Source organism: Neobacillus drentensis, from assembly GCF_036966985.1.
GTDB classification, from domain to species: domain Bacteria; phylum Bacillota; class Bacilli; order Bacillales; family Cytobacillaceae; genus Neobacillus; species Neobacillus drentensis_E.
This window is the reverse complement of record NZ_JBALSN010000605.1, coordinates 1-14,326: the sequence shown is the minus strand read 5'-3', so window position 1 is coordinate 14,326 and position 14,326 is coordinate 1. Positions and strand designations below refer to the sequence as shown.

Annotated in this window: 12 protein-coding genes (1 of these 12 cut by a window edge); all 12 read right to left on the bottom strand. The window is 38.2% G+C overall.

The window, feature by feature from the left end:
* Positions 1–2,328, bottom strand: the 5' portion of a protein-coding gene (locus V7659_RS28885; RefSeq protein WP_335543490.1) for a polyprenyl synthetase family protein. Its footprint begins 30 nt before the window's first position; only the first 2,328 of its 2,358 coding nucleotides appear in the window; it begins with the start codon at positions 2,326–2,328; its stop codon lies beyond the left edge, outside the window.
* Positions 2,329–2,470: 142 nt separating this feature from the next.
* A complete protein-coding gene (locus V7659_RS28880) occupies positions 2,471–3,394 on the bottom strand; it encodes an AEC family transporter (RefSeq protein WP_335543489.1) in 924 nt (307 codons plus the stop codon).
* Between the two features lie 80 nt (positions 3,395–3,474).
* On the bottom strand, positions 3,475–4,767 hold the full coding sequence (locus tag V7659_RS28875) for a CitMHS family transporter (protein ID WP_335543491.1): 1,293 nt from the start codon (positions 4,765–4,767) through the stop codon (positions 3,475–3,477).
* 154 nt (positions 4,768–4,921) lie between these two features.
* Positions 4,922–5,608, bottom strand: a complete 687-nt coding sequence (locus V7659_RS28870; RefSeq protein WP_335543488.1) for a response regulator — start codon at positions 5,606–5,608, stop codon at positions 4,922–4,924.
* Positions 5,601–7,073 (bottom strand): sensor histidine kinase, encoded by a 1,473-nt coding sequence (locus V7659_RS28865; protein WP_335543487.1) that lies wholly within the window; start codon positions 7,071–7,073, stop codon positions 5,601–5,603. Before V7659_RS28865 ends, V7659_RS28870 begins: the two co-directional genes overlap by 8 nt.
* A gap of 274 nt (positions 7,074–7,347) precedes the next feature.
* Positions 7,348–8,307: an aldolase catalytic domain-containing protein gene (locus V7659_RS28860; protein ID WP_335543486.1), complete on the bottom strand. Its 960-nt coding sequence runs from the start codon at positions 8,305–8,307 to the stop codon at positions 7,348–7,350.
* Between the two features lie 172 nt (positions 8,308–8,479).
* Positions 8,480–9,841 carry an FAD-binding oxidoreductase gene (locus V7659_RS28855; protein WP_335543485.1) on the bottom strand — a complete coding sequence of 454 codons (1,362 nt, stop codon included), beginning with the start codon at positions 9,839–9,841 and terminating at the stop codon, positions 8,480–8,482.
* Between the two features lie 201 nt (positions 9,842–10,042).
* Positions 10,043–10,747: a chitin disaccharide deacetylase gene (gene chbG, locus V7659_RS28850; RefSeq protein ID WP_335543484.1), complete on the bottom strand. Its 705-nt coding sequence runs from the start codon at positions 10,745–10,747 to the stop codon at positions 10,043–10,045.
* Positions 10,748–10,854: 107 nt separating this feature from the next.
* Positions 10,855–11,163 (bottom strand): PTS lactose/cellobiose transporter subunit IIA, encoded by a 309-nt coding sequence (locus tag V7659_RS28845; protein WP_335543483.1) that lies wholly within the window; start codon positions 11,161–11,163, stop codon positions 10,855–10,857.
* A gap of 21 nt (positions 11,164–11,184) precedes the next feature.
* Positions 11,185–12,501 carry a 6-phospho-beta-glucosidase gene (locus V7659_RS28840; protein WP_335543482.1) on the bottom strand — a complete coding sequence of 439 codons (1,317 nt, stop codon included), beginning with the start codon at positions 12,499–12,501 and terminating at the stop codon, positions 11,185–11,187.
* 40 nt (positions 12,502–12,541) lie between these two features.
* Positions 12,542–13,912 carry a PTS sugar transporter subunit IIC gene (locus V7659_RS28835; RefSeq protein WP_335543481.1) on the bottom strand — a complete coding sequence of 457 codons (1,371 nt, stop codon included), beginning with the start codon at positions 13,910–13,912 and terminating at the stop codon, positions 12,542–12,544.
* 5 nt (positions 13,913–13,917) lie between these two features.
* The gene (locus V7659_RS28830; RefSeq protein ID WP_335543480.1) at positions 13,918–14,226 is read right to left on the bottom strand and encodes a PTS sugar transporter subunit IIB; all 309 of its coding nucleotides are present in this window, start codon (positions 14,224–14,226) and stop codon (positions 13,918–13,920) included.
* Between the last annotated feature and the right edge of the window lie 100 nt (positions 14,227–14,326).

Below are 14,326 nucleotides of genomic sequence, written 5' to 3'. Positions count from 1 at the left end.
AGGAATATTGCGCGGTAGCTCTTGCAATGCTTCCATCGCCTGACAGTAATGTTCCCACATTTCTTTTCTAGCCCCATCAGAACCTAGGATAGACACAAAGGTCGAGTTGTTGTTTTCTGCATCTTTGCCAATTGGTTTTCCTAATAATTTCGTATCCCCTTCAACATCAAGCAGATCATCCTTTATCTGGAATGCAATCCCGGCATGATGGGCGAATTTTTTCAAGGCGGCTATTTCGGACTCCTTCACTCGGGCAAGAATAGCGGGCATGATCAACGATGCTTCGAATGCTACACCAGTTTTATAAAAGCACATTGTATTCAATTGTTCTAGAGTCAATTGTTTCCCTTTAGAATCCAAATCCATAGCTTGACCCTTACACATAACTGCAGTCATCTGAGCTGAATAGTGGATTAGTTGAAGCACAGTATTCGAATCGAATTGGTCCAGTGATGCTTGTTCCTCAATTGCTTTTTGAGTCAGGAAAAGTCCCGTTAATTCCGCGATAGAAACGTTAAATACTTGATGGAGAGTTGGACGCCCTCTACGGGTAGAGGCATTATCCTGGGATGGCAAATCATCGAAGATTAAGGAAGCCGTATGCAAATATTCTAATGCTTTCAAAAGCGGCACGATGGCTGACTTATTTAGACCATATTCGTTTACTCCCATAACCCAAGTCATGATTGGCCTTAGTCGCTTTCCGTCACCTTCCAGACTGTAGTTTGCAGCATCAATTATTGGCTCAACATCCTCGGTCTTCGGGATTTTTAAGATGTGGTTGATTTCCTGACGAATCGTTTCAACCGTTTCTTTAAAGATTTCCTGTTCGTTCCGTTGATTCCTCAACGTTGTTATCATATGATCTCGAAGTAGTTTATCAAAGAAATCAACATCATCCGCTTTACGTACCATTTTTTGAATGACACGATTGAATGGAGAATTCCCTGAAGCAAAAAGCTTCATCACCTCGTTATATTTATCGGTACCCATACGTTCTTTATAGCGCTTAAGGCCGTTTATTGCCCGGTCGAGAATCACCTCTCTAGCCTTGCTATCTGAGTGATACACCTGATGGATCAAATTAGAAATAACTGTCCAATATAATTCAAATGGGTTAATCAGATCTGCACGCTGATCATGATATTTTAAATAATAGGTATAGGGTGTTACCCTGCCATCTTTCAAGTCTTCATACATATCGGCAAAATCATCCGCAAGCTGGTTGTAAATACCGTAAAAGAAGGTGCGATTATCAAAGCCTTCATCCTCTGGGGCATTAATTACCGAGCGAACAATCAATCGAGATGAAGAGGATTTTAATATGACTGGGATATATAGTTCTTCATTTTTGTAATTAGGATTGGATAAATCCTTTATACGGTCAACTTCCTGAGAATGAAAAAACACGTAGGCCTGCTCGAAAAATTTCTTTCTCGTTTCTGACCGCAGACTAGATGTTATGTACTCAAAGGCATCTCGGAGTTCGGAATGAATAAATCGGATCAGATTCACATTTTTTCCCGGCCAATTACCTAATTTAGGAACGATTCCTGTAATGAGGCTGGTGCGTATCAAATCCGAATATTGTTTTTCCTCTTCTATAGATAGAATTCCTGCATCAAGAAGGTCGTCAATAAAGGGATAGGTCAAACCATAGGAATACCCCAGTCTGATCGCATCAGCAAGTTTTTGCGAACGCTCTTCGGCGGATAACATATCACTCATCTCTTCCATTTCATTCATGAGTACCCCGGCGACGATCTTAATGAGCTTTCGCTCGGCATTTGCAGCATCCATCCCGATTGGAATATTAGCAGACACGGTCTTTAGTTTGTTAAATAACCAGATCAATGTGGATTCGATGCCCTCTTTTTGTGCAAAACGGTATAACCCCGCCATGCTAAACATCTCATTATTGATACTTCCATTATTTGTTCCAGAGTGAGTCAGGTGATTTTTTAAACTTTCAACGACACTTCGAACCCTGTTCTGTGTCTCTGGGGAATCCAATGCTTTTCCCATATCGCGCATGAAAATATAAGAAATACTTCGATCTAAATAATTATCTAACTTACCAGTGTAATTGAGCCATTGGATATAATTGTGATACGCTCGAGAATCAGGTTTTCCCTTGCCACGTGAAAAGAAGGATAAGATTGAATGATGACGAATATGGTTTCGTTTCCAGGATTGGATATCTTTTGTGAGTATCTCGACATAGGTCTTTTCCATTACCTGTTTATAAAGGGAATGAAAATAATGAGCAGCTTTTTGCTCAGCCATCTGATAGCTAATATTCGCGGTTTTTATAAACTCCTCATTCATACAGTCATTACCCTCTTCTTAAGATTGATTGTTTATTCTTTTTAACTATCAAACTATTCTCATTATATTTAATGTTATAGAGTTTAACAATATAGTATGTCAACAACAAGACCGTTTAAATAAATAAACGGTCTTCACAAAGTTAAAATAAAATTGTCGATAAAAAAACAACAGTGGTTACAGTTATCATGCTAAGTAAAGTAGACAACAAAACAACTTGTGCAGCGTATTCTGGATGATTATCATATTCTAAAGCGAACAGAGCACTGTTTCTTGATGTCGGGAAAGAACTTGCAATAAACAGCGCCTGTGCCGTAGTGCCATCCAGCTTTAATGATAAAATAATGATGAATGCTATCAACGGAGATAGGATTAATCGGCCAAATAAACTTAGAATCAATGGTAAAGAGAAGCGAGTTATTTTTAAATATGCACTTTGTGCACCTAACGTAACTAGCGCCACTGCCAAAAAAGCATTGGAAGTATTATTAATCGGAGTCCATAAAAATGTTGGGATATTAATATGATAGATATGGAGGATCAATCCTAATAAAAAGGCATAAATGACGGGGTTTTTTAGAAACTCCTTCATTGCTGTAACTCCACGTTGATCAACGGAAACGGAATTAAATAAACCATACGTATAGGTAAGTAAATTCTGAAAAATCATCACCACAATCTGTATGGATGCGCCCAATGGGTTATGTTGAAAAACAAGTTGACTCACGGGTAATCCAAAATTTCCTGAGTTATTTAAGACCACGCTATTCTTAAATGATGAAGATAGGCTGCTTTCAAATTTTGCAGCTTTAGATATAAGAGCACTAATTATCATTAAGCATGAACATTGGAGTACTAAAAAGCCAAGAATATGTATTAGTGTTTTTCCGCCAACATTATTTTGATAAATATTGACAAAACTTACACTAGGCATTAGAAAATAAGTATTTAGCTTTGATAAGGTGCTCATATCAAACTTAAATTTTCGATGAAGAAATACACCAGCTCCTATCAATAAAAATACAGGTAAAATGACATTCAATAAGATAAGAAAGAATACATCCATAAAGCTCTCCTTTTTTACTCCCTTAAAATCAAATTTAGTCCAAAAACTCTCAAAAGAGTCTTTGGACTAAGTACTTACTTTTAGACTGGAATAATAGACAAAATAATTGCAACTAAAATCATCACTGCTGTTGATCCGCATGCCCATTTTAGAAAAGTGCGCTGTAAATCTCCGAAATCTTCTCCAACCATCCCAACTAATAAATAAGTGGACGGTACTAAAGGGCTTAATAAATGAACTGGTAATCCTAATAGTGATGCTCTTCCAATCATTGCTGGATCAATTCCATACACACTTGCTGCTTTAGCAAGCAATGGTAGAACTCCATAGTAAAAGGCATCATTGGACATAAAAAATGTAAATGGAGCACTAGCTATTGCTGTAATAAGAGCAAAATGGGAGCCCAGAGCATCGGGAATATGAGTAATCATCGTTTGTGCCATGGCATCCACCATTTTAGTCCCTGAAAGAATGCCCGTAAAAATCCCTGCAGCAAACACCATGGAAACAACAGATAATGCATTATCCGCGTAGTGCATGATTCGTTCTTTTTGTTCATTTATATTTGGATAATTAAGCGTAATCGCAATGGCGAAACCTATCATAAACAATACAGCAGAAGGAAGTAATTCCTGGATTAATGCAACCAAAAGTAGAATGGTTAATAGATAGTTTACAAGTATTAGTTTTGGACGTTTCAGATAAGCATCCTCAGAAGTAGCTGCCATCATTGCCATCGTGCTATAATCTATTTCTGCAACTCCAACACGTTTGCGCTCTTTTCTTCCAAGGCAGTAGGCCATAAATAATACAAACAACACGCCTCCGATCATACTAGGGATTACCGGAGTAAAGATATCCCCCATTTCAAGATGTAATGCTGTCATTGCTCTAGCAGTAGGTCCTCCCCATGGAAGAAGGTTCATTACACCTGAAGAAGATACAGCAATTCCTGCCAGGACCAAAGGTCTCATGCCAATTCGTTTATACAATGGAAGCATCGCTGAAATGGTGATCATATATGTAGTCGTTCCGTCACCATCAAGGGAAATTAATAAGGCAAGTACTGCTGTTCCAATCGCTATTTTTACTGGGTCCCCTTTTACTACTTTCAAGATTGTCGAGATGATCGGATCAAATACGCCTGCATCAATCATAATTCCGAAAAAGAGAATAGCAAAAAGAATCATAATTCCTGTTGGTGCCACGCTTTTTATCCCCTCAAGCGCCATTGGTCCCATTTCTTTTCCAAAACCGCCAATTAACGCAAATACAACCGGCACCACCATTAAAGCAATCATCGCTGATAGACGTTTTGTCATAATTAGTATCATAAAAATAAAAATCATTAAAAATCCTAAAATTGCCAGCATCATTTTACCCCCTTTTGTTAGTAAATTAATAATAATCTAAATATTCTAAGGTGAAAACGTTTCCAAAATAAAGTTATTATCGTACATTATTCTATATTTTGTTCATTTTGTTCACGACAGGCTAAACATGAAAAAAGGATGCCAATTGGCACCCTCACTTAACAGGATAATATTTTCTTTCTGGCCTCCCGACAATTCCATACACTACTTCAGCCTTTGCCTCCTTTATGGAGGATAGATACTCTAGATATCTCCGTGCTGTAATTCGAGAAGCACCTATTTCCTTCCCTACTTCTTCCGCAGAAAGTCCCTGGTTTTTCAATTGTAGGGCTTTTTTCACCTTTCCAAGGGTGATTTCATCAATTCCTTTAGGTAATCCTGTACCCTTCCCAGCCTTTTCAATCTTATTATTACCGAAAAGGAGATCAACATAATTCTGGTCTACCGCTTGTCCTGACGAGAGGAGGGAGTGCTTTTTAATAAATTCTAAGACCACTTCGTCAAATCTTTCCCTATTTACAGGTTTAATTAAATAATTTTCTACCCCATAGCTTAAAGCTTTTTCAATGAAAATCTTATCCGTCGCCGCTGTGACCATAATAATACTTATCTTTGGGAAACGCTCTCGAATGATTGGAAGCAAATCAGACCCAAGCATGTCTGGCATATAGACATCAAGAATCAATAAGTCGGGATTTTTCTCCTGTAACAGTTCGAGAGTTTGCTCCCCATTTAATGACTTTCCAACCACTTCGATTTCTTTAAACTTATTTAAAAATTTCTCATGGATATCGGCTATTCTGAAATCATCCTCTGCAATTGCAACTTTTATCCTATTCAAATTTTTCACTCCTCTCGAATTCCTTCGGTAGGTATACGGTAAAGACAGTTCCACTTTCCTTGGTACTTTGCACCTCAATCATACCATTCATTTCTAACACTGCATCCTCTGCATTGGAAAGGCCAAATCCCCGCGGCTCAGACCCTTCTTTAGATGTAAACCCTCTTGAAAATAGGAGTGGAATTTCTACATCAGATATTCCTTTCCCATTATCCGCTATCTCAAATATGATATCACTGCCAATATCTGTAGCGAAGAATTTCACCGTAGGAGAATCCACACCATAGACAGCTTCAAAGGCATTGTCAATTAAGTTTCCAAGAATCACAATTAAGTTCGAAAGCTTAAAATGGGATGGCAATTCCTTTAAAAAGCTATCAGATATGATCTCAAATTTTATTTTCTTTTCAGAAGCCTTTCCCAATTTTCCTAAAAGAATGGCTTGGACTTTCGTGTCTTTGATATGGTTAAAAACAATAGAATTCTGAAATTGCAACACCTGTGTTTCAGATTGGAGCATTTCAATTGCCTGTTCATTTTCTCCTAGCTGAAGCAGTCCTAATAACACATATAATTTATTGGTGTATTCATGTGTTTGCGCACGAAGATCTTCCGAATAGCTATTTACTTCCGATAGGGTGTTTAACATTTGCTCAATTTCTGTTTTATCACGAAAAGAAGCAACCACTCCACTTACTCCAGACTCTTCAAAAAGTGGAGTACAGTTGACAATAACCGTTTTTTCTTTCCAGACCATTTCTTTATCAACTTGTGGATTTCCCGATTTTAAAACTTCATATAAATAATCAGAAGGAAACAGCCCATCTACTTTTATATGGCGGACTGATCCGTTTATTTGTAATAGTCTCTTAGCAGGCTGATTCATCATCGTGATGTATCCCTCTTTATTAATAGCTAAAATCCCTTCTTTCACTCCATGAAGCACAGCATTCTTTTCTTTATATAGTGCCGCAATTTCAAACGGTTCTAGCCCCATAGTATCTTTGCGAATATTTTTCCCCAGCAGGATACTTCCAAAAAGAGAAACCAAAAATGCGAAAAGAGAAACAAGAATTACCTTGGTAAGATTATTCATTATTTGCTGATGGACATCTTCAAGCAGAAATCCCACAGAAACGATTCCGATCACATCACCCCTTTTATTAAAAATAGGTGATTTACCTCTTATTGAAGGCCCTAGTGAACCCTTCGCCTTAGAGACATAATATTCCCCTTGCTGAATCGCCCTTTGGTTATCTCCGCCCTTCATTTTCTTACCAATCATGGATGGTAAAGGGTGCGAAAATCTTGTTCCCTCTTTGTTTCCAATGACAACAAACTCAGCACCGGTTTCTTTTCGAATCTTCTCTGCTAATGGCTGTATTGTTTTGGATGGATCACTAGTTTGAAACGCAGAAATGATCGTAGGTATAAATGAAACCGTTTTTGAAATTTCCAACGCCATCCTGCCCCTGTTTTCCTCTATTTGTTTACTCTCCATATAACTGAAAAATACTGTAAGCAGAAGGATTAAAAATAGCCCTAGTAATAGAACGAGCCCAAATATTTTTATCTGCAGCGATATTTTTTTGGATTTCAGGCAGCATACCCCCTGTTGAACTTCATAGAATTGCACAAACTTCATTATATCCTTTTATAACTCAGATTTCTTTCTGGAAACATAACTTTTAGTAAAAATAAAAAAGTACCCCTTCGAAAGAGGTACTTTGATAAATCAACTATTTTAATGTTGTAGCCACTGTACTTTCAGGTGATGTTACCTTGTCATAAAAATCTACAAATTTATCACGGTCAGCACTATCACGGTAAGCCATGGCCACACGTGGATGTTCATTCAGTACACCTGAAATCATATAAGGAATGATATAGCCCCACTCCCACTTTTCACGCATTTCAAGCATGTGCTTCTCAATGACTCCAAGTACTGGTTTAATTTCATAGCTTGATTTTTGAATATAGCTAACGAGAAGTTCTGTGTTACAGTTACCTGCTGCCCGTCCCATGCCATATACAGAAGAATCCAGGTAGGTAACCCCATTACGAAGTGCAGTTAAGGTATTGGCAAAGGCTAACTGCATATTGTTATGTGTATGGATTCCCAATTGTTTGTTCGGGATCATTTCTTTAAATTTTTTCACTTGGTGCTCAATATCTACTGGGTCTAAGCTTCCAAAAGAATCAACAATATAGACCACATCGACAGGGCTTTCCTTCACCAATTCGAACGCTTTAATCAGCTGTTGTTCAGGTACACTTGATAATGCCATAATGTTTAGAGAAGTTTCATAACCCAAATCATGGAACATTTGAACAAGTTCTAAGCCCTTATCTACTTCACGGATATAGCAAGCCACTCGAATCATATCTAGAACACTTTGCTCACTAGGGAGAATATCATTGGGATCTACACGCCCAATATCTACTAAAGCTGATAGCTTGGTAAACTTTTTCACAGGGATAATTTCTTTCAAGAAGTTATCATCAAGAAATCTCCATGGATTGGGCTCGGTCGCGTTAAGAAGTTTAGGAGAATTTTTGTAACCAATCTCCATGTATTCAACACCTGAAGCACTTAGGCCTTCATACAAGTCCTGAACAAATTCGACACTGAAATCCCAATTGTTAACTAATCCTCCATCACGAATGGTACAGTCTAATATTTTGCTACGTTGTTCCATGATCGTATTTCCCCCTGTTTATTTCACTTTTTCAATATTATTTCATACTTTCATACTTTTAAGTACTAAAATTTCTTATTGTGTTTATAACACGGTTTGTCCGTAAGTGTCAACTTATTTTTCGGAAAATTCGTAAAATCGACGTATATTACGAAAACATTTGAATCTTATATTATTTAAACATCTTCCCCGGATTTAATATTCCAAGTGGATCAAACTGGTCCTTTATCATTTTCATTAGATGTATTGAACTGGCATGTTCTTTATATAAGTAGTCAATCTTCCCAAGACCAATTCCATGTTCACCGGTTGCAGTTCCGCCACAATCAATCGCAAATTCTACAATTTTTTGATTAACTGTATGTGCATTATCTGACTCAATGGGGTCATTCGGATCAATCATAATTAATGCATGAAAGTTTCCATCCCCCACATGCCCAACGATGCCGCCAATCAATCCATACTTTTCAAGTAACGCACTTGCATGAGAAATGGCATCCGGAAGCTTAGATAATGGTACACACACGTCCGTACTCATATTTTTCTTCGCTGGATAACCGTGTTTAAAGGCATATGCTAGGGTATGACGTGCCTCCCACAACTTCGCTTTTTTCAAAGAGTCTGTTTCATATTCAAACTGAGAACAACCTTCTAAATCTGCTAATTCTTTGGCGAATTTAACATCGGCCTTTATCCCTTCTTCATTTCCGTGGAACTCCATAAATAGAGTTGGCTGTTCAGGGTATATAGTTTCGTTATGTATATTTACTTGTTTCATAGAACGAGCATCTACAAGTTCAATACGGGCTATGGGGATGCCTGAGGAGACCATAGCATTCGCGGCCTTAATCGCATGTTCGACAGTAGGAAAGACGGCTCTGCATGCAAGTGTCGCTTCCGGAATTCCAAAAACTTTTAAAGTGATTTCAGTAAAAACTCCTAATGTTCCTTCTGAGCCAACAAATAAAGGCGTTAAATTATACCCTGAAGAAGATTTAGCTGCTAACCCGCCTAGGTTTGCCATTTCTCCATTCGCTAAGACTACTTCAAGACCTCTTACTACATCTTTCATGGCACCATATTTAACGGTGGTTGTACCTGACGCATTCGTACTCGTCATCCCGCCAATCGTCGCGTCTGCACCAGGATCTACTGGAAAGAAGAGACCATACTTTTTAAGTGCCTTATTTAATTGTTTTCGAGTCACACCCGGCTGAACCCTTACAAGAAGGTCATTTTCCCTTACTTCAATGATATTATTCATGAATTGGAAATCCATCGAGATCCCGCCTGAAACGGGGATTGGATGTCCTTCTAGGCTGGAACCTGCCCCAAAAGGGACAACTGGTATTTTATACTTGTATGCTATTTTCATAATCTCTGAAATCTCTTGCTTATTTTTTGGAAAAACTACAATATCTGGTTTCACAGGTTGGTGATAAGATTCATCTTTGCTGTGATGTTCTAATATCGTTGGATTTTCACTGATTTGTTCTGCTGGAAGAAGGTTTCTCAAAGCTTGTTTCCATTCCAAGGGTTATACATCCTCTCTTCGTAAGTAATTATAAATCATTATTACTCTTTTATTCTTTTTTTACAAACTATTCACAATTTCCTGCCAACTCCTGACCTTTAGAACACGCAAAAAAGTCACCTAATAATACTAAATAGGTGACTACAAGGTTCTTATTGAGACTAATTTACTTATCGTCTTGATATAGGATCGTCAAACAGTTTACATTAAAATAATGGCTTTAGGTAATTTTACTGATGTCAGAATTTCTAACTCTGTTAATCTCTGAAAAGCATAGGATGACCCGTGTAATAGGTTATTATCTAGGTATGCCGGGTGACACATCACTTCCACTGTCATGCCCTCCTTAAATCGTTCTTTCAACTTTGTAAAATAATTTGGTTTGACACCTTCACCATAGAAATCAAATAATGATACGTCTGAGAAAGAGTCCACACCGTCAATGGAATCAAACCCATTCTTCCTTACTGGCAGTTTGAATTTTGCTGATAAACTCTTAATAACTGGATTTAATTCTTTCAAGGTATGAACATGGTGATGACTATCAAGATGAGTTGGTTTAAGTCCAGTGCCGATAAATCGTTCGATCTGAGCAGTCCACTCTCTTTCCAGTTCCTCTAATGAAATAACTGTAGGGTTAAATGTAGACAAGAATTTAAAATGCCCAGTATCATCAACCAATGAAGGTACATTGTCAACTAATGGTTTCCCACATGTTAGGACAAGATGAATCCCTACCCGTAAATTTGGATATTTTCTTGCCAATTGAATGGCATGTTCAGTCCCAGGCATGGTCATCATCATCGTGGTAGAATTGACAATTCCATACAAAAAACTGTCGATAATCCCATGGTTTACTCCATAGCTGAATCCAAAGTCGTCTGCGTTAACAATTAATTTAATCATGATTTAATCACCTTAATGATTTTTTGGCGAAACACAGCATCATCTTTATAATACAAGATAGCTGTGTCATTCTTTGAAAAAAATTAATGTTTTGATCTCCTATCAAATCAATTTATTCTATAATATAGTTCAACCATTTCTTCAGCCAAATCCTTCACGGTCATCGCATTCATTAAATGATCTTGTGCGTGAATCATAAGTAAAGAGACCTCCGTTTTTTCTCCCCTTATCTCCCCTTGAATGAGAGATGTCTGAATATGATGAGCCTCATTTAATGCGTCATCTGCTTCCTTTAATTTTTCTCTTGCTCCTTCAAAGTCTCCTTGCTTTGCTGCGATCATTGCTTCCATCGCAGCGCTTCGACCATTGCCGCCATGGAGAATAATTTGAAATATTACTTGTTCTAAATTTTCCATTCCTGTTTCCCTCACCTACTATTAATTAAAGAATTGGGGTAAATATTCCTTATGTGCTTCGAGCATTTCGTCCAAAATGACTTTTGCCACACGATCGCTTGGTACAAAAGGATTTATTGTCATGGCCAGTAACACTGTTGCATAATCCCCGCTAATTGCCGCTTCAATCGCTACCCTTTCAAATGATTTCACTTGTTGAACAAGTCCACGAACTTGTATAGGTAAATCGCCCACAGAAATAGGTTTCGGCCCATCCTTTGTAATGATACAGCTGAGTTCTACAGCGGAATCAAAAGGGAGACTTGAGATCGCTCCCCTATTTATGGTGTTAACTGCCTGAATGTCACGTTTATCCGTATACATCGAGTGAATGAGCCTTACAGCTGCATCACTATAATAGGCGCCGCCTCTTTTCTCTAATTGAGGCGGCTTAATGGCTAAATGAGGGTCTCTATATAACTCAAATAGCTCTTCTTCAAGCTTTTTAACGACCTCGGCACGTGTTCCGCCTTCTTGATAATTTTTCAATTCTTTTTCTAGCATGTCACCAAATTTATAATAGTAATTATGATACGGGCATGGAAAAACATCTAACGCCCGCAAGAACTCAGGTTCCCAACCCATGGAATGAATGTTTTGCATGGTTATGCTTTTCTCTGGATCATTAATTAGGGAAATCACCTGATCCTTAACGGATACACCATCGACAAAAACATTTAATCCGTAAACCATGTGGTTTAATCCTGCAAAATCAATTCTTACTCTGCTATGGTCTACTCCTAATAGTTTTGCAACGCCCATTTCCATTCCAATAGGAACATTACACAAACCTACCACTCTATCAATATTACTATAGCGAAGGACAGCCTCTGTGACCATCCCGGCAGGATTTGTAAAGTTTATGAGCCAGGCATTCGGGCAAACCTCTTCCATTTCCCGGCAAATATCAAGGATGACTGGAATGGTCCTAAGTGCTTTAAATAAACCTCCAGGTCCATTTGTTTCCTGGCCAAGTACACCGTGTTTCAATGGAATACTCTCATCCTTCATACGTGCTTCAAGCAAACCTACGCGAAATTGAGTAGTTACAAAATCCGCGGACTTTAACGCTTCTTTTCGGTCAAACGTCAAATAGATTTTAATCGGGACTCCTGCCTTTTCAACCATTCTTTTTGCAAGATTACCGACAATTTCAAGCTTTTCTTTGCCTTCTTCCACATCGACCAACCATAATTCACGGACTGGCAATTCATTATAATATTTAATAAATCCCTCAATAAGTTCGGGGGTATAACTCGATCCTCCGCCTATCGTAACGATTTTTAAACCTTCTTTCATTTTTAAACACCTCTGGATGATCATTTATTTATTGGTTATTTTACATATTTAAGGTATCAGTAGGTTGGGATGATGTTTCAATCTTTTCTCTTCTTGTATCAATCCGTCCTTGAGCGATAACAAAAGGCAGATAAATAGCGACAGAAATGATTAAATTCACTAATGCTAAAATAGCACCAGAAACATGTCCGCCAGTTGCTAGTAATCCACCTACAATCGCAGGAGTCACCCATGGGATATCAGCAACAACTGGATGAACCAAACCTAAACTAATAGATGTATAGGCGACAATGGTCATGATGATCGGTCCTAGTATGAACGGAATAAACCAGATGGGATTCAAAACAATTGGCAATCCGAAAAGAATAGGTTCATTGATTTGAAATATCCCTGGAGGTGTACCTAACGCGATTAATTGCTTATTACGTTTGCGGCCGGCGATAAACATTGCTACCAATAAACCTAAAGTGGCACCAGAACCACCCAGATACACAAAGGCATCCAAAAACGAGCCTGAAAGAATGTGGTATTTTCCTAAATCCTCAACACCTTGTGCATACATATTTACATTTTCTTGTCCCAGTTTGGTCATTAAAGGCGTTGTTATACCTCCAAGAATGTTTGGACCGTGAAGACCAAGTATCCAAAATCCGTGCACCAAGAATACGATTAAAATAGCAAACAGCATGGAATCTACTGCACCCGTAAGCGGAGAAACGAGTACTTTGTTGATCCAATCATTTAAATAAGCGCCATCACTAATAAATTTGCGTAAAATGAGTCCAAACAACCCAATGGTAAAAATGGTTGCCATTCCTGGAAGAAGCTTTGCAAATGAACGAGATACCGCTGGCGGAACACCGTCAGGTAATTTGATAATCAAAAACTTGATCTTAGCTAAGCGAACAAAGATTTCAGTCGCGACAATCGCAACAATAATACCAGTAAAAAGGGCTGTGGCATTGAAATAATTCCAACCAATAAATCCCCACGCTCCACCGGTGACTGCCTCGCCACCCTCTGGAGTAATCGATACATTGGCAACTTGAGGAATCAGAACAAAGAAAGCTGCACCGGCTACCAGCATCGCTTCGAACCCATCGTCCCCGTAAGATTTTGCCAATTTATTCGCAATCCCGAAAACAGCAAATATCGTCATAAAGGCAAGTGTGCCCCACCATATATCTCCTCCCAATGTTGTCCACGTTTCGCCGAAAAGAGAGATCATTAATTTTTCATAATATTTTCCAATACCAGGTACTTTTCCTAGATTGTTTAATAATACGGCTAACGAACCAATCATCGTAATCGCGATCATTCCCACCAAAGCGTCACGGATAGCAAGAAGATGCCTATTGTTACCAAGCTTATTTGCAAAAGGCATAATAAATTTATCAATAAAATTCATCATGATACCTACACCCCTTTAATTAGATTCATTGCTTGTTTCAAAACCTCTTCTCCATTGCAAAGCCCATAATGCTGTGGGTTAATAGCATCTACTGGAATACCCTGCTTTTCTCCTGCCTTTTTAAGCTGAGGCAGCAAATAGCGAACTTGTGGACCAAGAAGCAGTACGTCTGCCTTCTTAATCTGGTCATTTATTTCAGTAGAACCAACTGCCCAAATTTCACAACTGACCCCCTGAGATTTGGCGCTTACTTCCATTTTCGAAACCAATAGACTTGTAGACATACCTGCGGAACAGCATAATAAAATCTTCATTCATATCCCCCTTAAGAAAGCGATTACATTAACTAACCCTATTGTAAATACAATTCAGATAATTTACAATACAAATTTTATTTATTTGTTACTTATTTTG